We start from the raw sequence: 18,729 nt of genomic DNA, 5'->3' as shown, positions 1-18,729 counted from the left end.
CGAGATCGCGTGACGCCCACGGGCACCTGATGATCAGGCGATTTCCTCGACCGTGCGCTCGAACGCCCGCGCACCGTTGCCCTCGGCGATCTGACGGTTGATCAGGTGCTGCAGGGGAGTGAGGAAATCGGGGACCGCGCCCGCGTCGCGGGTCGCACGCACGATGGCGTCGACGGCGGGTTTGTGGAAGGCGATGTCCTGGACGCCGTTTCCGTAATCACGGTCATCGATGAGCCTGCCGTAATCGGGCAGCAGCTGCGCCATCGCCGTCACCCAGGCCGCCGCGCGTTCGGCGTAGGCGTGGGCGGACACGCCGGCCCGGCGCGTCATCGCCACACCGTTGAAGAAGCCGCCGAACATGCCGTACATCGCCGACAGCAGCGAGAAGTCGAGCGTCGAGGCCAGACCGGCGTCGTCGCCGAAATATTCCGCGGACGCCAGCAATTCCAGCGTGTCGCGGTGGTCGTCGAAGACCTGCTGGGAGCCGCTGTAGAGGATCGACGCACCCGGCTGCCCGATCATCGGCGGGACCGCCATGATGCCGCCATCGAGATAGGCGATGCCGTGACCGGCTGCCCACGACGCCAATTCGCGCGACTCCTCCGGCGTGGTGCTGGTGATATTGATCAACTGCTTGCCCGCCAGCTGCTGTGCGACCGGGTCGAGGGTGGCATGCACCGACGCGTGATCGAGCAGCACGGCGATGATCACCGGGCTCGCCCCGATCGCGGCGCCGACTGAGGCGGCGCTCGTGGCACCTGCGGCGACCAGGTCGGCGTCCTTGCCTGGTGTGCGGTTCCAGACCGTCGTCGGCACGTCGCTCTTGCGCAGCGTCGTCGCCAACGCCTTGCCCATGGCGCCGAGGCCGAGGATGGTGACCGGAGTGGTGGTGGTGCTCGGCATGGAAGGTGTCTCCTTGGTTCAGCAGTGCCGTTGTTCGTTGTGTGAACCAAGCGTGCTCGCCACCCGCACACTCGACAAGTACCCACTATTCTGTTCGGTACTTACAATTTGGTGTGTGAACAGGTAGCGAGGGCACGGCATGGGCACAAAGAGATCCGGACCATACTTCTGCGGCATCGACGCGGCAATGGACGTCGTCGGCGGCAAATGGAAATCGTTGATCCTGTGGGAGTTGCAGAACCACGGCGTGCGCCGTTTCGGGGAGCTGCGCCGCGGGCTGCCCGGGGTGTCGGAGAAGATGCTCATCCAGCAGCTGCGTGAACTGGAAGAGGACGCCGTCATCGAGCGCGAAGTGTTCCGTGAAGTGCCGCCACGAGTAGAATACCGGCTCACCGAGCTCGGTGTGCAGTTGAACGCGGCACTGGAACCGTTGGGGGCGTGGGGGCGTGAGCGGATCACTCGCGTCGGCGCGCAGAAGGTGCACCTCGCCTCCTGAGGTGCACCGCCGCCAGTGCGCGACGGGACACCGCGCGCTCAGCCGACGCGAACCAGTGTGGCTCCGAGTTCGGTTCGAGCGGCGGCGACGAGGTCGAGTTCGACGGCTTGGATGGCGCGGTAGCTGGCGATGTAGTGCTCGATCTGCTTCTTGTGCTCGTCGAAGGCGATCGGCTCACGCGCCACGGTAGCGGCGGCGGCACGAGTCACCGAATAGAGGGCCTGACCGAGTTTGTCGCATTCCTCGAGGAGCGCCTCGTCAGCCAGCAGCCGAATGACATTGACCATCACCGGAAGTCGTTCCAGGGTCTGCAGGATCTGGCTCTCGGCCTCGTCGACGGTGTCGGCGCTCCAATCGGCGCGGCGGTCGAGCCGGTCGGTGACTTCCTCGGAGACAGCGAGGATGTCGGAGACCGCGTCGAGGATCTTCTCGCGCCGCCACCGGTCGTGGTCGCGGCCCGCCGCAGCACCATGCGTGGCCTCGGTCGTGCGTTGCGCAGCCTCGAGTGCCGTCGCTGCGCGCTCGTCGGCGGCGATGATCGCGCGGCGATGAGAGCGGTTGGCGGCCACTATCGTCAGCGAGAGCGCAACGACGACAACGACCGAACTGATGAGGGGCAGCCACGCAGTCACGCCGCCATCATCGCACCACTGTCCGCGGCGCCAGCCCGGGGTGGCCGATGCTCCCACTGGATGAGATACGAGCCGACGTCTCGATGAGTGTGAACAAGGCGCGGACTGGAGGGTTGCGGATCGACCGGTCACGGTGTGTCCTCGCCGAATCCGGCCCTGACGGACGCGTCACAGGCAGAACGCGGCGTCGAGCAGTGCGTCGATCATTGCGGTCTGCTCGGCAACGGGGACCGTGTCCGCAGCGAGGATGTCGGCGACGATGCCGACGATCTGGCGCGCCGCAGCCGAATCCGGTGCCGGGAGTGGCAGTTCGGCGACATACTGCGTCATCCAGCGGCGGCGACCGGAATAGAGCCGATTACCGCAGACCTCATCGTAGAAGCGCAGGCCGAGCCGCGAATTGGCCACCGCCAGCATGAGATGGGCGAGGTCCTCATCGCCCAGATCGGGCACCGAGATCCAATAGCAGTTACCGTTGACCACGGCCCCGGAACGATCGAGGGCGAAACGGGCGGTGGCGCTGATATCGGGGAACACGATCTTGGGTGAGGCCCAGCGTGCGGGCTGCTGCGGCACCCAGATCTCATACCATTCGCGTCCGCCGTCGGCGAGATACCGGCGCCCGCGCAACCGCTCGCCGTGCGCTTCGAGATAGGCGCGGGCCGCGGGATAGTCGGCTAGATCGATCAGTGTGCGTTTGGTGTGGTCGAGCGCGTACGGATACAGAACCCGCGTGGCGGGCGTGGGCGAGATCCGCCACGGCATCAGATCGTGCTGGGTGAGCAACGGCCGCAGCAACTCCTCCTCCGGGCACGGCGAGCACTCATGCCAGCGGTCGGAGATGAAGACCGGATCCGCGGTCGTCTTGATACCTACCCGGATACGCGCGAGCTCACCGAACGTGCGCCAGGTGCCCGCGTGCACACGCTGCAACCAGGCATCCCCTGCGGTATGCGACAGCCGCCAGGGCCGCTGCGCCTGCGCGGGCGGCACAAGGTGCCCGGAGCGGATCGCGATGGTGCGCCCGGCATGGTCGATAACGGTGTCTCCACCCTCGATCAACGCCTCGTACAGGCCGATCGCGCTGGTCGGGGCGGCACACGCGTCCTCGTAGGCGGACATGAACACGCACCGCGCCGAATCCTGCGGCGCCCGGTGCCGTGCGATGACGACCGCGGGCAGTACGGCGGCGGTGAACAGCTTGGTGTCGCCAAGGTCGTAGAGCTCGAGTGGCTGCAACGACTGCTGGAACACCGCGCGCACATTGGCGCCGGCGCGGGTGGTGAGGAACCGATTCGAGCACAGCAGCCCCACCACCCCCTCGGGCCGCAGCAGTGTCGGCAGCAGCACCACGAACGGATGGGTCAGGTCGATACGGCCGCGCAACGCGAACCGCGTGGCCAGCAGTCGCGCGGTCGCCTGCCCGAGCTGCTGGACACGCACGTACGGGGGATTGGTGATGACGGCGTCGAAGCGGCCGGCCCCGCGATCGGTTCGTGCGTCGAGGAAATCGCCGGTGTGCAGCCCGATCTCGATGCCGAGGCGCTGCGCACGCGACCGGGCGATCCTCAGCGCATCGGGGTCGAGGTCGTAGCCGGTGAGCACTACCCGCGCGCCCGGTCGACGGTCGGTGACGGCCCGGTAGGCAGCGAAGAGCAACTCGCCGTCACCGCAGGCCGGGTCCAGAACCCGCACCTCGCGACGGTGTGGGTCGAGATGTTCGACGACGCGTTCGGCCAGGAACCGTGCGAGGTCGGTGGGCGTGTAGTGCTTGCCGTGACGTTTGATCTCGGCTGGACTCTCGCTCACCCGCCCTCCGTTCTGTCGGCCGGCTCGATGTGGACAGCGTAAAGGCCCGGACGCGCCGGTCATGGCTGTTTCCGCAATGCGTCGGCGACGCCGCGCGGTGCACCGAAGCGCTGGCAACCCCTGCGGTAGATGGTAGGAAAGGGTACGTGTCGGCAACTGGCGGAGTACCGGGTTCACAACAACGTTCTCGCGCGGTGTCGGAGGTGGTGGAGCTGGTCAGCACGCTGATCCGGTTCGACACCTCCAATACCGGCGAGCTGGCCACCACCAAGGGCGAACAGGCATGCGCGGAATGGGTGGCCGAACAATTGCGCGAGGTCGGCTACACCACCGAATACGTCGAATCCGGTGCGCCGGGCCGCGGCAATGTGTTCGCCCGGCTGAAGGGCGCCGACTCCTCCCGCGGTGCGCTGCTCATGCACGGTCACCTGGATGTGGTTCCGGCACAGGCCGAGGACTGGAGCGTGCACCCGTTCTCCGGCGCGGTCCGCGACGGCTACGTATGGGGCCGCGGCGCGGTCGACATGAAGGACATGGTGGGGATGATGCTGGCGGTGGCCCGCCAGTTCAAGATCGAAGGCACCGTTCCGCCGCGCGATCTGGTGTTCGCGTTCCTCGCCGACGAGGAAAACGGCGGCAAATGGGGCTCGCACTGGCTGGTCGACAACCGGCCCGACCTGTTCGACGGCATCACCGAAGCCGTGGGGGAGGTCGGCGGCTTCTCACTGACGGTGCCCCGTCCCGACGGCGGTGAGCGGCGGCTGTATCTGGTGGAGACCGCCGAGAAGGGCCTGGGCTGGATGCGGTTGCGCGCCAAGGCACGCGCCGGGCACGGCTCGTTCCTGCACGAGGACAACGCGGTCACCATCCTCGCCGGCGCGGTCGCACGGCTGGGGACCCACACCTTCCCGCTCGTGGTGTCGGATTCGGTCGCGGAATTCCTGGCCGCGGTCTCGCAGGAATCGGGTCTCGAGTTCGACCCGTCGGGCCCCGACATCGAGGGCACCCTGGCCAAACTCGGGTCGATTTCGCGGATCATCGGCGCCACGCTGCGCGATACCGCCAACCCGACGATGCTGAACGCCGGATACAAGGCGAATGTGATCCCGCAAACCGCCGAAGCGGTGGTGGATTGCCGGGTGGTGCCCGGTCGGCAGGCCGAATTCGAACGCGAAGTCGACGAACTGATCGGACCGGACGTGGAGCGGGAGTGGATCACCAAGCTCGACTCCTACGAAACCACCTTCGACGGACACCTCGTTGACGCGATGAACGCCGCCATCCTCGCCCACGACCCGCAGGGCCGCACCGTGCCCTACATGCTGTCCGGCGGCACCGATGCGAAAGCGTTCGCTCGCTTGGGCATCCGCTGCTTCGGCTTCGCCCCGCTACAGCTGCCGCCGGAGCTGGATTTCGCGGCCCTGTTCCACGGTGTCGACGAGCGCGTCCCGGTGGACGCCCTCGAATTCGGCACCCGGGTACTGGAACACTTCCTGTTGCACAGCTGAACCGATCCGAGATGAGGAGCCAATGAGCTACAACCCCTATGACGCACTTCCGCAGGTCCCGGCCTTCACCGTGACTTCCGACGATGTGTCCGACGGTCAGAGGTGGGGCAACGACCAGGTCAGCGGTGTGTTCGGCGCCGGTGGCAAAGATGTGTCGCCGCAGCTGTCGTGGTCCGGATTCCCGGCCGAGACCAAGAGTTTCGCGGTGACGATCTTCGATCCGGACGCACCGACCGCATCGGGTTTCTGGCATTGGGCCGTGGCCGACATCCCCGCATCGGTGACCTCGCTGCCCTCCGGTGCCGGCAGCGAGGGCGGGCAGCTACCCGCAGGTGCGGTGCAGTTGCGCAACGACGGCGGGTTCACCGGTTTCGTCGGCGCCGCCCCGCCGCCGGGACACGGGCCGCACCGCTACTTCGTCGTCGTGCATGCCCTGGACGTGGACGCACTCGAGATCCCGGCCGAAGCCAGCCCAGCCTTTCTCGGCTTCAACCTGTTCTCGCATTCGCTGGCGCGCGCAACGCTGGTCGCCACCTACGAGCAGAAGGGGTCGCCGTAGTATCGGCCGAATTTCGGGCGGATATGGCGTAACCCGCTGGTAGAGGGCGGGTTACGCGCGCTGGGTGCCGGTCAGGCCGGGGGGTTGTTGGGTGAGGCGGTCGCGGTAGATCCGATATGCCTTGCGGTCGGCGGCCGCGGTGCTGTGTGCGAGGGGTTCGGCGGCGGCCAGCAGTGCCTGGTGGATGTGTGGTGGGGCGGTGACGTGCAGGCTGTAGCCCTGGCCTCGCCGTATCTGCCGGCCGTCGCGTAGGGCGTGGCGTTCGGTTTCGCCGAGGTCGGCGGTGTGGGCGGTGAGGTGGTGGGCGAGCTTGCCCGGCATCTCGATTCGGATCGGGCGAGGTTCGTCGATATCGGTGGGGGCGGGTTGTTCGGGCCGGTCGGGCAGCAGGTCGGCGAGTGCGGTGCGGATCGCGACGCGGCTGACTCGGTGTTGTCGGGCGAGGGCGGCGATGCTGGCGCCTTCTCGATATTGGCGGCGGACTTGTTCGAGGTCCCCGTTCGTGGCGACCTGGGGGCGGCGCCCCGATATCGCGCCGTTGGCGCGGGCGGCTGCCAGGCCCTCGCGGGTGAGTTCGTTTTGCAGGTCGCGCTGGAACTGGCCGACCGAGATGAGCACGTTGACCAGCATGGTGGTGGTCGCGTCGGCGGCGGCCAGGTCGGTGATGCCGGACAGCGCGCCGGAGAGCACCCGCAGTTTCACCTGGTGCCGCTGGCACCAGTCGCGCACGGCGAGGATGTCGGCGAGGTCGCGGCACAACCGATAGAGCTCGGACACGGTGAGCCGGTCGCCGGGGCGCGCGTATCGGGCGAGCTCGCGGAAGCCGTCGCGGTGCAGCGCGGGGATCTTGGATGAGGTGGCCGGATCGGCGAACAGTCGCACACCGAGCGCGCCGTCGACGAGACCGGCCTCGGCGAGCAGGTGGGTCTGGCCCACGGTGCTCTGCTCGTCGGTGGAGACCCGCGTGTAGACGAGTTCGGCCATGACCGCAGCGCCCCTTCTTTCGATCCGGTTGCTCTCCGTTCACCGTTCTATCTGTCGTCAAACCCTGTCGTCAATACGGAACGGACGGCAATGGATCGGGAGTGCTGTTTCCGCACGATCCACGCGGCCCGGGAGCCGCCCCCGATGGGTGTCGTCAAAGGGTCATTTGACGACATTATCGCAGCACGGATGCCGGCTTGTTACGGCGACGCTGTTCGGTGGCCAGCGCCATGGTGTGCTCTCCTGCATTGCGGTCCGCGGAAACGCGGCGGAGTTCAGGGCCAGTCGGCGGGCCGATGATCGGTTCTCTCTGCGTCGGCCGTCCACGAGGTCGTGATCATGGAATATCGTGCCGGTCATGACCACGAATGACTGGTTGGCCGACACCCGAACCTCTTATGACACGGTCGCGGTCAGCTATGCCGACCAAGTGCGCGGCGCCCTCGCCGGACACCAGTACCTTCGCGCCGCTCTGGCGTTGTTCGCCGACAGCGTGCGGATCGCTGGCGGCGGGCCGGTCGCGGACGTCGGCTGCGGCCCCGGTGAAGTCACCGCCCACCTACATGAGCTCGGTGTCGACGCCTTCGGTGTCGACCTCTCCCCGGCGATGATCGACGTGGCCCGGCGCGACCACCCCGGCCTGCGGTTCGAGGTGGGCTCGATGACGGACCTGGACCTCCCCGACGCTTCGGTGACCGGCCTGCTCGCCTGGCAGTCGTTGATCCACATCCCTGACGACGAGGTGCCGACCGTGTTCGGGCACTTCCACCGAGCATTGCGTCCCGGCGGACCGCTGCAGCTGCTGTTTCACGTCGGCGACGAGTCGTTGTTGAAGACCGACGGCTATGGCGGTCACCCGATGAATGTCCATGTCCACCGCCGTCAGCCTGACCAGGTGGCATCCTGGCTGCGCGATGCCGGATTCGTGGTCGAGGCTCAGATGCTACTCGACCCGGACGCGAAAGCTCAGCAAGCGATTCTTTTCGCACGCAGTAAGTCCTGACTTCTGCATATGTCGGGCTCGCCAGTCGGATCCGGAGCCGATGCCCGAGATGGACGCCGACACTGCGCTATACCCTCGGCGCGACCGTCGTGACCACGGACGCGCTCTACACCTGCAAGCCCTATGGATCCCGCCCGAGGCAGCGATCAGAACAAGGTGTCGCGGACCCGCAACGGCCGATATCCGGTTGGGCCGAGTGCGGCGAGTTCGGCGTCGATGTCGACCTCGATCGCGCCGAAGAAATTGATGTTGGCGCTGTGGGCGGGGCTGATGTGGGCGAGCACATCGTCATCGATTCGGCGGCCGGACCGTCGCATCTGCTCCACGGCGAGACCGTAATACTCTGTGGTCCAGGCGATCACGGCGTTCGTGGCCAGAGTGAGGCACCAGGCTTGTTCGGTCTGGCCGTCGAGGTGCCGCGCCCGGATCATGCCCTCATGGGCGTAGAGCAGGTCGCGGCGCAGCGCGTGCAGGGATTCTCCCTTGTTGAGTTGTCGGGAGATCTTGCGCCGGTAGTCGGGGTCGGCGAGGTATTTCGCGGCGTAGATCGTGCGCCGCAGCGCCCCGTATTCCTTGAGCGCCGCGGCGAGGGCGTTCTGACGCCCGGATGCGGAGAGTTTCCCGACCAGCAGCGAGGCGGTGGCGTGCCCGAACTTCAACGACCCCGCCAACCGGAGCAGGTCGTCCCAGTGTTCGGCGATCAATTCCGTGTTCAGCTTGCGCGTCATCAGCGGGCCCGTGCGCGGGAACCTGGTCTCGGCGTCGGCGCGCGGTCCGGCCGGTAGAGGGTGATGCGGCCCAGGTCCCGGATTCGGGGCGAGAGCTGCATCCCGAGCAGGTCGAACAATCCGAAATTGACGAGGGTGACGCCGTGGGTGTCGGTCGCGTGTTCGGTGATCGGGAGATCGGTGGCGTTGCCCAGGATCTCGTCGAGCACGTAGTGCGCCTCGCGGCGGGTGGCGACGATGATCTTCGTGCCGTAGGTGGCGTGCTGGTCGGTGACGTGGGTGTAGGTCGACAGGCCCTCGTTGGCGAAATAGCGGCTCAACGCGCGGGCGGTGATCGACTTGCCGCGCGTCGGGAACCGCTGCCCGTCCGAGGAGGACAGGGTTCCGGCGCCGAACACCGCCGTCAGCGGCAGGCGTTGGTGGTAGTCGAGGATGGCCAGGTTCGCCGCCCGCAGGGTCTCCTCGCGCACGTACCATTCCGAGGTCCAGGCCAGGATGTCGTAGGAGATTCCACACGCCTCACCCATCCTGGTGAGTCCGAGGTTGGTCGAGTAGGCGAGCAGGACCGCGATGAGGTTGCGTTTCAATTCCGGCGTGCGGGCCTGCTTTCCGCTCGCGTGGGTCAAGCAGTCCAGGTAGCCGGTGCGTTTGTCCAGCTCGATGAGAAGCGACACGATCGGCGCGAACGGCAGCATCTCGGTCAGCTCGGCCTTCAACGCGACCGCCTCGGCCGGGACGTCCTCGGTGGTCAACGGCGAGATCACCAGATCCCCGGCCTCGTTGAGGCGGACCGGGCCCTCACCAGCGGCGAGGACGGTCTCCAGCTCGGCGACCGCGGTGTGCAGTTCGTCGGTCGCCGCCGCCAGGGCTTGGGCGGGGTCGGCGGATTTGCCGACCAGACGGCAGAACTCACCTCGTTGGGGCTCCCACTGCTCAGCGGTGAGCAGGTAGGCGGCCGGGTCGGCGTAGCGGCGTGACCCCGGTACGAACACGTCCCCGCTGCGCAGCCCGTCGCGCAACCTGAGCAGCACGCACAGCTCCCAGTAGTGCCGATACGCGGTGGCGCTGCCGGACTTGCGGGCTTCGTCGAGGTAGCCGCGCCATTTCGTCGGTATGAACCCTGTCGGGGCCTCGGCGGGGACCTTGCGGGCGCCGGTCGCGTTTAACTCGCGCAGCATGTGCACCGCGATCAGCAACTTCGTCGCCGCGGTGCCGCCCGCGAAACGCACCGTCGACAGCACCGCAGGAGTGAACTGGCGCAGATACGAATACGAGGCGTCGAGCGCGGCCAGATGCCCGTGATCACGCGGAAGTCGGGGTTTGGCCTGCGCGAGCGCCGCCCGTAACCGTTCCCACCCGATCCGCTCACCGCGGATCAGCCCGCCGATCTGCTCGTCGCCGATCCCGAGGTCGGTGACGATCTCGAGGAGATCGTCGAGCAGGGCCTGGCGGTCCTCGCCGGTCTTGCCGCGCTCGGCCAACTCCTGTTGCATACGGCGTTCGGCGGCACCGAATTTCGCCGAGAGCGCCTGATCGAACAGCCCCACCACCTCATCGAGCACATCGGTGCCCGACTGCGCCAGCACCGTCAGCAGGATCGGATACCGCCGCTGCGGGTCACGACGTTCGAGGGCTTGGCCGGTCAACCGGCGGCCCATCGTGGCCAGGAACCGGCGCCGCTCGGCGGGCAGCACCGACATATCCAGCTCGTCGGCGCCGAGACCGCGCAGGAACCCGAGTTTGTCGACCTCCGCGCGTACCGCCGACGCGGACGCCTCCACCGGCCCGGTCGACAGCCACCGCAACCGCGACACCCCGATCTACGCGTCGTTGACCAGCAACCCGTCCAACTGCGCGCACCGCTCAGCAGTGAACTCGTGGGCGAGCCGATCGTAGGTTTCGGCCTGAGCCTGGGCGCGAGCGTGCGCGACCCGCTCGATCACCATCACCGGCCCCGGCCGGATCACCCGCGCCGACACCAAAAAATCGCACCCCAACCGGAACAGCAGCGTCGGGGAATCGTGCTCCAGCGCCCGCGCCAACAGGAACTCGTCGAGTTCCTTCAACTCCATCACCCCCGCGCTGCGCCAACCCAGATACCGCGCGGCCAGCCGCACATGCTCGGTCCGCGTCTTGGCGCGACGACCGTAGGAGCTGATCTCGACCGGATCCACCCCCAACTGCTGCGCCAACCGCGCCACTGCCACCGGCGGCGCCGTCACCAACCTGTCCGGAACGAACCCCAACCACGGCAACGTGCACAACGCGATCGCCAACCCCAACCGATCCGCCGGACCCCGACCACGCCCCGGATCCACAAACGCCACATCCGCCGGAGTCAACGTGAAGAACCGGAACAACTCCTCACGACCGATCTCCGGGAACTCCCGCAGACGCTCCAGCTCCTCGTCCGCGAACACCCGCGTCGCCACGAACCCTCACCCTCCACCACACCGACCGACCACAACGCCAGCCAGCAAAGCACCAACAACCCAATCCCGCAGCGCGACAACACCAAACCCCACCACTACCAGCGGGTTACGCCATATCCGCCCGAAATTCGGCCGATGCTACGGCTACCCCCAGAACTGACCCGGATACGGCTGTGGCCCTGGGCGTGATCGCTCAGGGCCACAGCGCTTTCAGCAGGTCTGGGATTACTTCACGTCGATGACGGTTTCGGCGACGGTTTCGGCGTAGAGGGCGGAGATCTCGCTCGCATACTTCGCCGCGATCGGCTGACGTTTGAGCGACATCTTCGGCGTCAGTTCGTCACCGCCGGGCTCCCATACCGCGGGGAGCACGGTGAATCGTTTTATCTGCTCGACCCGGGAGAGCTTCTTGTTGCCCGCCTGCACCGCGGCCAGCACCTCGTCGACGATCTCACGGCGGGTGGCCAGTGTGGCGATATCGGCGTCGGCGGCATCGAGTTCCTTGGCGCGGACGGCCGCGATATCGGGGTCGAGCACGATCAGCGCCGAAATATAGGGTTTGGCGTCGCCGAGGGCCACGACCTGCCCGATCAGCGACGACACCGCCTTGACCGAGTTCTCGATATTGCTGGGGGCGATGTTCTTGCCCGCCTCGTTGATGATGAGTTCCTTCTTGCGGTCGACGATGCGCAGATAGCCGTCCGCGTCGAGAGTGCCCACATCGCCGGTGCGCAGCCAGCCGTCATCGTCGAAGGCCTCAGCGGTTTTATCCGGCATATCGCGGTAGCCGGGGGTGACGATGGGCCCGCGCACCAGCACTTCGCCGTCGGCGTCCAGGCGCAGTTCGAGGCCGTCGACGGGGCGCCCGACAGTGCCGGGGCGCGGTTTGTCGAGCTCGGTGTAGGTGCCGACGCCGGTGGTTTCGGACATGCCCCATACCTCCGACACCGTGAAGCCGAGGCCGAGGAAGTATTCGAGGGTCTCCGCCGGAATCGGCGCCGCACCCGAGGACGCCACCTTCAGTTCGTCGAGCCCGAGCGCGGCCCGCAGCTTCGACAGCACCAGGGCATCGGCGATCGGATGCTGCACCCGCAGCAGCAGACTGCGCCCGGAACCTGCCAGATCAGCGCGCGCCGCGGCGACACCGGTGTCGATCGCCCAGGTGGCCAGTGATTTCTTCACCCCGGACTCGGTGGCGAGCTTGGCTTCGATACCGGCCTTGATCTTCTGCCACACCCGCGGCACCCCGAAGAACACGGTGGGCCGCGCATCCGGCAGCGCGGCGGCGACCTCGCGCGGATCGGGCACCGTGGTCTGCTGGATACCGGTGAGCAGGTTCATCGCATGCGCGGAGATGCGGTCGGCGACGTGGGCGGCAGGCAGATACGACACGATCCGGTCATCGATTCCCACCGAGAGCGGGCCGCTGACGAGCGCGATCACTTGCGCCAGCACATTGCGGTGGGTGATCTCCACGCCCTTGGAGGGCCCGGTGGTGCCGGAGGTGTAGATGAGTGTGGCCAGATCGTCTGGCTGTACGGCCTGCCAGGCAGCGTCGAAATCGAAATCGTCGGCGGAGTTGGACTCGAGATCCTCGAGGGTGATCGCACCGGTGACCGGCCCGTCGACGACGATCAGATGCTCGATCGGCACACCGGATCCGGTGATGACGTCGAGGAACTTCTGTTCGGTGACCACGACCTTGTTGGCGGCGTTGGTGAACAGATGGGTGATCTGTTCGGCGGAGCTGGTGTTGTAGATCGAGAACGGCGTGGCACCCAGATGCAGTGCCGCGGTGTCGATCAAGTTGAACTCGGGCCGGTTGGTGAGCATGATGCCGACGGTGTCGCCACGGCTGACACCCAGCGCCGCAAGCCCCGCGGCCAGAGCACGTACCCGTTCGCCGTATTCGCGCCAGGTGATCTCCTGGGTGCCGCCCACCGTGCGTAGCGCGACCTGGTCGGGGCGCAGGGTGATGGTCTGCTGAAAGGCTTGCGGCACCGTGTAGACGGTGGTGCCAGAGGGGTGCGCGTAGCCGATGTCTGTTGTGGTCATGTTCCGTTCCCGATGTCGCTGCATGAGCCGAGCGTCGCGGCGCTCGGCCCATCGGAGACGGTCGCGACGGCATCTGCCGTCATACCGGCTTACCGATGGCGCGGCACCGAGTGACGCGGCTCACTCATGGTAGCGGCAAATCGGACATTGTGACGTGGGTAACGAAACTGCGCCGATGCGTTGCGGGCGCGGCCAGACGCTCCCGCAACGGCATCGACGCGCTCTAGATGTGGCCCTGATGCTGCGGTTCGGGCCGGTCGAGCAGCGCGGAATCCGACGCCGACGCGGCATCGGCAGGGATCCAGTGCCCGCGCCGCTGCCGCTTGGCCTCCAGATATTGGGCCGCGCGGTCGCTCAACGGTGTGGTGGCCAGGGGGACCGTGATGACCTCGATACCGGCCTCGCGAAGTGCTGCGACCTTGTCGGGGTTGTTGGTGAGCAGCCGCACCCGGGTCACACCCAGGTCGAGCAGACTGGTCGCGGCGTGGGTGTAGGTGCGGGCATCGGCGGGCAGGCCGAGGCGTTCATAGCTGATGAAGGTGTCGGTGCCGGAGCGTTCGCTTTCGCGGTAGCCGTGCGCCTTGGCGACCAAACCGCAGCCGCGGCCTTCCTGCTCGAGGTAGATCAGCACGCCCGCGCCCTCGTTCTGGATCTCGTCGAGCGCCTTGGTGAGTTCGGGACCGCAGTCACAGTCCTGGGAACCGAGAGCCTCGCCGTAGAGGCAGCGCGAATGTACTCGGACCAGGCAGCCGTTGCCGGGTTCGCCGAAGACGAGTACATGCCCGTCCTCGGCGCCGCCGGTCACTTCCTGAACCCGAACCCTGATGTCGCGCCCGCCGCGGGTGAACCGGTGACCGGTGTCGCCGGTCGGTACCGCAACTATGGTCAACGCGCCTCCTGTGTCGTACGGGGTGGTGCCCCGCCGGTTCGGTGCGTGCAGCGCGATCGCGGCCGTACCGAGCCTCTCCAGTGGTGTGGTTACCGCTCTTCCGGCCCGAGCCGGACGAGACGGTCGATCTCGCCTGCCAGCGGCATGGCGCCCGGGATGTCGCCGAAGGACTGGGTCGCCACCATCGCAGCGGTCGCCCACACGTAGTCCTGTTCCTGTGCGGGTCGGCGCGCCGACAGGAGCCTATACGCCAGCGCTCCGGCGAATGCGGCCCGGGCGCCCGGTGAATCACTGAGTGCGGCGGGGAAGCGGCCGACGTCGATATCGACGTCCTCTGAGCGCACCGTGCACGCGAAATCATCGATGACACAAACGGTTCGGACGCCAAGCGCCCGCAGATGCCTGGCGATGTGATCGCCGGAGGTGGCCTTGACCTCGGGCACCATTTCATCCAGTTCCCAGGTGGCGCCCATCAGATAGTCGACGGCCCCCAGATGCTGATACAGGTGTTGGGGCGCGTCCACCGGCGGCGCCGGATGCACCATCAGCAGCGGCCGTGGCCGCATCCGCCGCACCCGCGACATGACCTGTTCGATCACCGGCAGCGGCTGCTCGAAAGTCAGCAGCACCGCATCGGAGGCGGCGAGCGCGGCGTGCAGGGCGGGGCCGGTGAGTTCGCGTTCACCGAGCCGGATGCGGTCATCCTTGCAGCCGATGCTGGCCGCCACGCCCGTGGCGGTGATCATCACCGAGGTCACCGGTGTAGCGGCATCGCGCACGACGGTCACCAGTTCGGTGTCGATGTTCTCCTCCCGCAGATAGTCCAGGATGCGGCGTCCGGCCTCGTCGTCACCGACCGCGGCTACCAGCCGTACGTCCAGACCGAGGCGGGCTGCGGCGACGGCTCGGTTGAGGCCCTTGCCGCCGGGGTGCTCCTCGAAGCTGCCGCGGGTGGAGGTACCAGCGGCCGGGACGTGATCGACGCGGTAGATGTGGTCGATGACGGCGTCACCGATCACCGTCAGAACGCCCGGCGCGACCTTCGGCTCGCCCGTGCCCGCCGCTGCTTCCACCCGATGCTCGGGTGGGGTGCCGAACACCGGGCCGGTGGTCAGCAGGCCGGCCAGCGCGCTGAATGCGCGCCGCTCCGGGCTGGCACGCAACGAGCGCACCGTCGGGGCGGGCGGGATCTGGTCGGCGCCGGCGATCTCGTGCAGCAGCTGCCACTGCCGGGTCAGGTACTCGCGGCGCTCGCCCAGATCCTGCGCGTAGAGCAGATCCAGATCGACGCCATCGGGCGCCGGGTCGCGTAGCAGCCCGAGTGACAATTCGGCATCGGTGATGAGGCGATGAGTGGTGGGCAGATGCCGCGCGAGGTCGCGAACGACCGGCAGCACCGCATGCTCGGGTGTGAGCCCGGCCCGGCGCGCGTGGCGGCGCACCGCGGGCAGGTCAAGTAGCGGACCCACATCGATCTCGGTGGTGCGCAGTCGTTCTGGGCTGAGCCCGGACCTTTTGCACAGGCGCGTGAGGATATTGCGCACGGCGACCATGCCCGAGTCCTGCTGGACCATGGCGTCCACCCTTTCGGCATTTCCCGGTCGTGAACGAGGTTTAACGACCAGCACTTCCGGCAATTACCATATCGCAACGGCAATTGACCGCCAGTCCCGGCAAATGACACACTGGGTGGCGAGAAAGCGCCGCACCAGACGGACGGGAGGCCCTGGTGATGACAACGACGCTGATGATCCGCAGCCGCCGGCGCAGGCAAACACAGTCCGCCGGCCACATCGGGACGGACCCGGACGCATCCACACCCGCGGTGTAGCGCCCACAACCCATCCCGCTCCGCACGACGGTAGCGACGCCGCGCCGGCCCCTCCGGCCCGGTCTCGGTGCCGGAGTACGTCAGGAGGCAGCTGTGACCATCTATTTCACCGACTGGTCGATGACCAGCGATATCACCCCCGAGACAGCCCATCGTGTGCCGGGGTACACCGAGACGCCCTGGCGTCTGAGCTGGCTACCGGATCGACGCCTGAGCGTCGAACAGGCCCGCGCCGGTATGGAGCTCGACGAGATCGTCAGCGATCCGAGCCTGGTGCACGATCAACTCGCCCTGGCCCGCGGCGTGAATTACGCGGGCGTGCTCGGCCTGCTCTGGGAACACGCCGTGGTGCTGCTCTACAAGCGCCTCAGCGCCCGGCTGCTCGAGGGCGCCACGGTGCCCGCGGACCTGGACGACGATTTCCGGTTCGCGGGCGGCCCACCGTGCGTACTCAGCTGATCGCGCCGCCGCGCCTGTGTTCAGGCGCGCGCGGTGTGGTCGGAGCCAACGGCCTCGGCCAGGTTCGCGTAACCGCTATCGCGCAGCTTCTGCGCCAGACCGCGATGAATGCGGCGGGTCCACAGCAGGCCGCCGTAAATGAAACCGGTGTAGCCCTGCAACAGGCTCGCTCCGGCGCGAATGCGCTCCCATGCCTGATCGACGGTTTCGATACCGCCTACCGACACCAGCACCAGCTGGTCACCGACCCGCGCGTACAGCCTGCGCAGCACCTCGAGGGAGCGGTCGGCGACCGGGGGGCCGGACAGCCCGCCTGCCCCGATCTCGGCGACCCGTGCGGCGTCGCTGGCCAGACCGTCGCGGCCGATGGTGGTGTTGGTGGCCACGATCCCGGCCAGGCCGAGCTCGACCGCCAGATCGGCGACCGCATCGATATCGTCGTCGGACAGATCCGGTGCGATCTTCACCAGCACCGGTACCTCGACGGTGTCGAGCACCGCGCGTAGCAGCGGGCGCAGCGACTCCACCGCCTGCAGATCCCGCAGCCCCGGGGTATTGGGGGAGCTGACATTGACCACGACGAAATCGGCGAGCGGCCCCAGCAGTCGCGCACTGGTGGCGTAATCGTCTGCGGCGCGCTCGGGTTCGACGATCTTGGTCTTACCGATATTGGCGCCGATCGGCACCGTCGGACGGCGACGGCCATGCAAGCGGGCCGCGGCAGCGGCCGCACCCTCGTTGTTGAACCCCATCCGGTTGATCAGCGCACGGTCAGCGGGCAGCCGGAACAGTCGCGGAGCGGGATTTCCGGGCTGGGCCTGCGCGGTGACGGTGCCGATCTCGGCGAAACCGAACCCCATCGCACCCCAGGCATCGGCGCCTGTGGCGTTCTTGTCGAATCCTGCGGCCAGTCCAAGGGGTGCGGGGAACTCGACCCCGAACGCGGTGCTGCGCAGAATCGGATCGTTGCTCACCAGCAGCCGGTTCAGCAGGGCGCGTGATGGCGGGAAGGCGGTGGCCGCACGCAGGGCGGCGAAGACGAGATGATGGATGCGCTCGGGGGGGAGCAGGAACATCAACCGCAGCAATAATCGGTACAGCATCGAGCTCACATCCCCGGCTCGGCGGTGACCGGGCTGGTCAGCGGGGTGCGGCGGCGGCGAAGCAGGACACGGCGGCTGCCATCGGTGTAGGCGCGCACCCGCGATAGTTCCCATCCGCCGTATTCGGCCTGGATGGCCAGACGCATCGACGCGGTCACCCTGGTCACGTCCGGCGGCAGCCGCAGCGGCACGTATTCGTAGTCATCGGTGCTGGTTTCCCAGCCCGCCGGTAGCGCCGCGCGCCGGCTCGCTGCCATCACTGCCCTCTCTTCCGCTCGTCCGCGCGAATCCGTTGCAGACCGTCACCGGTCGCGGACCCGACGAACAGATCGCCGCTGCGCTCATCGACGGTCACCGAGTTCGGTTGCCCGACGGTGGGGTAGCGGCCCACTTCCTCCGGTATACCCGTCGACAGATCGAAACCGACGACTTCGTTGCTCTGCGTGCACGTCACCCACACGGTGTCCGACCGTTGGTCGTAGGCGAGCGCGTAAGGCGATGATCTTACCGGGAAACGCTGGTGCAGGACGAGCGGTCCGGTCGTGTAGACCAGCAGTTCACCGCCTGCGGTGTCGGTGACGACGATGCGGCCGAACCGGTCGGCGATCATGTTGGTGGCCCCGTCGCCGGTGCGCAACGCCAGCCCGAGGTGGTCTTCGGCGGGGTCGATCTCGGTGATCGACGTCTGATGACGGTCGAGCACGGCGACCCGGTCACCGGCAACGGCCAGCGCATCCGCCGAGATCAGCCCATCCACGCTGTCGCTCGACCGGCCCTGTGCGTCGAGCCAGAGCACCCGGCCGTCGGCGGTGCCGACGATCAGGCCGCCGTCGGCTCCCAGCTGCACCGACCGCGCGTCGCCGTCGACAGGGACGTCGGTGACGGCGCCGGTGGTGACATCGACACGCAGCACCCGGTCCGTGGCAGGGATCAGGACCTCGCCGGGCGCGCCCTGGGCCACTGCGGCGCCGGTGGCGGGCAAGGCGACCGTCGTCGTGCCCGTGTCGGGTGTGGCGTTCGCCGGATCGATGAGGTAGACCGCGGCGGTGTCACCGCGTGCGTCGAGGGCGGCGATGCGGCCGGTCTTCGCCTCGGCCAGCAGCGCGCGGATCGGCTGGGCCACCGGTACGACGGCACCGGCGGGTACGGCACTCTGCTCGGGCGCGACGGCGGCGGTGGCAGGATCGCGGGTGGGCACCTTGTCGGCGTCGGTGTCGGACGAACAACCGGTCAGCAGCGCGAGCACCGCCACACCTGCCAGTAATGCGGGGACCGAGCCACGTGGGCGCATCCACGAACTCCTTCTACCGATGACACAACCGCGAACCTCACAATCTG

General features: G+C 67.6%; 15 protein-coding genes and 1 pseudogene. 5 read left to right on the top strand and 11 right to left on the bottom strand.

Annotation, left to right across the window (positions count from 1 at the left end; all coding sequences use genetic code 11):
• Positions 1–33: 33 nt before the first annotated feature.
• Positions 34–903 carry an NAD(P)-dependent oxidoreductase gene (locus GV792_RS02120; protein ID WP_163821869.1) on the bottom strand — a complete coding sequence of 290 codons (870 nt, stop codon included), beginning with the start codon at positions 901–903 and terminating at the stop codon, positions 34–36.
• A 139-nt stretch (positions 904–1,042) separates the two neighbouring features.
• Between GV792_RS02120 and GV792_RS02115 the strand changes: the two genes are divergently transcribed.
• Positions 1,043–1,399, top strand: coding sequence for a winged helix-turn-helix transcriptional regulator (locus GV792_RS02115; RefSeq protein WP_163821868.1), 357 nt, complete (start codon positions 1,043–1,045; stop codon positions 1,397–1,399).
• Between the two features lie 38 nt (positions 1,400–1,437).
• On the opposite strand, the gene GV792_RS02110 is transcribed toward GV792_RS02115, so the two are convergent.
• Together GV792_RS02110 and GV792_RS02105 are read right to left on the bottom strand one after the other, a co-directional pair.
• Positions 1,438–2,031: a hypothetical protein gene (locus tag GV792_RS02110; protein ID WP_163821867.1), complete on the bottom strand. Its 594-nt coding sequence runs from the start codon at positions 2,029–2,031 to the stop codon at positions 1,438–1,440.
• A 168-nt stretch (positions 2,032–2,199) separates the two neighbouring features.
• On the bottom strand, positions 2,200–3,840 hold the full coding sequence (locus tag GV792_RS02105) for an N-6 DNA methylase (protein WP_163821866.1): 1,641 nt from the start codon (positions 3,838–3,840) through the stop codon (positions 2,200–2,202).
• A gap of 146 nt (positions 3,841–3,986) precedes the next feature.
• On the opposite strand from GV792_RS02105, the gene GV792_RS02100 reads away from it, so the two are divergent.
• A complete protein-coding gene (locus GV792_RS02100) occupies positions 3,987–5,348 on the top strand; it encodes a M20/M25/M40 family metallo-hydrolase (protein WP_163821865.1) in 1,362 nt (453 codons plus the stop codon).
• Between the two features lie 22 nt (positions 5,349–5,370).
• On the top strand, positions 5,371–5,907 hold the full coding sequence (locus GV792_RS02095) for a YbhB/YbcL family Raf kinase inhibitor-like protein (RefSeq protein ID WP_163821864.1): 537 nt from the start codon (positions 5,371–5,373) through the stop codon (positions 5,905–5,907).
• Between the two features lie 51 nt (positions 5,908–5,958).
• On the opposite strand, the gene GV792_RS02090 is transcribed toward GV792_RS02095, so the two are convergent.
• Complete coding sequence (locus GV792_RS02090; protein ID WP_163821863.1) at positions 5,959–6,891, bottom strand: recombinase family protein; 933 nt, start codon at positions 6,889–6,891, stop codon at positions 5,959–5,961.
• A 358-nt stretch (positions 6,892–7,249) separates the two neighbouring features.
• On the opposite strand from GV792_RS02090, the gene GV792_RS02085 reads away from it, so the two are divergent.
• Positions 7,250–7,894, top strand: coding sequence for a class I SAM-dependent methyltransferase (locus GV792_RS02085; protein WP_163821862.1), 645 nt, complete (start codon positions 7,250–7,252; stop codon positions 7,892–7,894).
• A gap of 146 nt (positions 7,895–8,040) precedes the next feature.
• Here GV792_RS02085 and GV792_RS30015 read toward each other — a convergent pair.
• From GV792_RS30015 to GV792_RS02065, 4 genes and pseudogenes are all read right to left on the bottom strand, one after another.
• A pseudogene (locus GV792_RS30015) lies at positions 8,041–11,054 on the bottom strand (Tn3 family transposase).
• 225 nt (positions 11,055–11,279) lie between these two features.
• The gene (locus GV792_RS02075) at positions 11,280–13,109 is read right to left on the bottom strand and encodes an AMP-dependent synthetase/ligase (protein ID WP_163821861.1); all 1,830 of its coding nucleotides are present in this window, start codon (positions 13,107–13,109) and stop codon (positions 11,280–11,282) included.
• A gap of 223 nt (positions 13,110–13,332) precedes the next feature.
• The gene (locus GV792_RS02070) at positions 13,333–13,998 is read right to left on the bottom strand and encodes a GTP cyclohydrolase II (protein ID WP_163821860.1); all 666 of its coding nucleotides are present in this window, start codon (positions 13,996–13,998) and stop codon (positions 13,333–13,335) included.
• A gap of 89 nt (positions 13,999–14,087) precedes the next feature.
• Positions 14,088–15,572 (bottom strand): PfkB family carbohydrate kinase, encoded by a 1,485-nt coding sequence (locus GV792_RS02065; protein WP_163821859.1) that lies wholly within the window; start codon positions 15,570–15,572, stop codon positions 14,088–14,090.
• A 350-nt stretch (positions 15,573–15,922) separates the two neighbouring features.
• Here GV792_RS02065 and GV792_RS02060 point away from each other — a divergent pair, with 350 nt between their 5' ends.
• Positions 15,923–16,288: a hypothetical protein gene (locus GV792_RS02060; RefSeq protein WP_175583046.1), complete on the top strand. Its 366-nt coding sequence runs from the start codon at positions 15,923–15,925 to the stop codon at positions 16,286–16,288.
• 20 nt (positions 16,289–16,308) lie between these two features.
• On the opposite strand, the gene GV792_RS02055 is transcribed toward GV792_RS02060, so the two are convergent.
• From GV792_RS02055 to GV792_RS02045, 3 genes are read right to left on the bottom strand one after another with little or no spacing between them, the layout of a single operon-like run.
• Positions 16,309–17,388, bottom strand: coding sequence for a quinone-dependent dihydroorotate dehydrogenase (locus GV792_RS02055; RefSeq protein ID WP_163822202.1), 1,080 nt, complete (start codon positions 17,386–17,388; stop codon positions 16,309–16,311).
• Positions 17,389–17,396: 8 nt separating this feature from the next.
• Positions 17,397–17,648, bottom strand: coding sequence for a DUF5703 family protein (locus tag GV792_RS02050; RefSeq protein WP_163821858.1), 252 nt, complete (start codon positions 17,646–17,648; stop codon positions 17,397–17,399).
• Positions 17,648–18,682: a YncE family protein gene (locus GV792_RS02045; protein WP_163821857.1), complete on the bottom strand. Its 1,035-nt coding sequence runs from the start codon at positions 18,680–18,682 to the stop codon at positions 17,648–17,650. Before GV792_RS02045 ends, GV792_RS02050 begins: the two co-directional genes overlap by 1 nt.
• Between the last annotated feature and the right edge of the window lie 47 nt (positions 18,683–18,729).

It is taken from the genome of Nocardia cyriacigeorgica, assembly GCF_010868145.1.
Classification (GTDB): Bacteria; Actinomycetota; Actinomycetes; order Mycobacteriales; family Mycobacteriaceae; genus Nocardia; species Nocardia cyriacigeorgica_D.
This window is presented reverse-complemented; position numbering and strand designations above follow the sequence as displayed.

Coding starts and splice junctions, on each gene's coding strand:
- GV792_RS02065 (WP_163821859.1), bottom strand. CDS start 15,572: ATGGTCCAGCAGGACTCGGGCATGGTCGCCGTGCGCAATATCCTCACG.
- GV792_RS02085 (WP_163821862.1), top strand. CDS start 7,250: ATGACCACGAATGACTGGTTGGCCGACACCCGAACCTCTTATGACACG.
- GV792_RS02090 (WP_163821863.1), bottom strand. CDS start 6,891: ATGGCCGAACTCGTCTACACGCGGGTCTCCACCGACGAGCAGAGCACC.
- GV792_RS02115 (WP_163821868.1), top strand. CDS start 1,043: ATGGGCACAAAGAGATCCGGACCATACTTCTGCGGCATCGACGCGGCA.
- GV792_RS02075 (WP_163821861.1), bottom strand. CDS start 13,109: ATGACCACAACAGACATCGGCTACGCGCACCCCTCTGGCACCACCGTC.
- GV792_RS02095 (WP_163821864.1), top strand. CDS start 5,371: ATGAGCTACAACCCCTATGACGCACTTCCGCAGGTCCCGGCCTTCACC.
- GV792_RS02050 (WP_163821858.1), bottom strand. CDS start 17,648: ATGGCAGCGAGCCGGCGCGCGGCGCTACCGGCGGGCTGGGAAACCAGC.
- GV792_RS02120 (WP_163821869.1), bottom strand. CDS start 903: ATGCCGAGCACCACCACCACTCCGGTCACCATCCTCGGCCTCGGCGCC.
- GV792_RS02045 (WP_163821857.1), bottom strand. CDS start 18,682: ATGCGCCCACGTGGCTCGGTCCCCGCATTACTGGCAGGTGTGGCGGTG.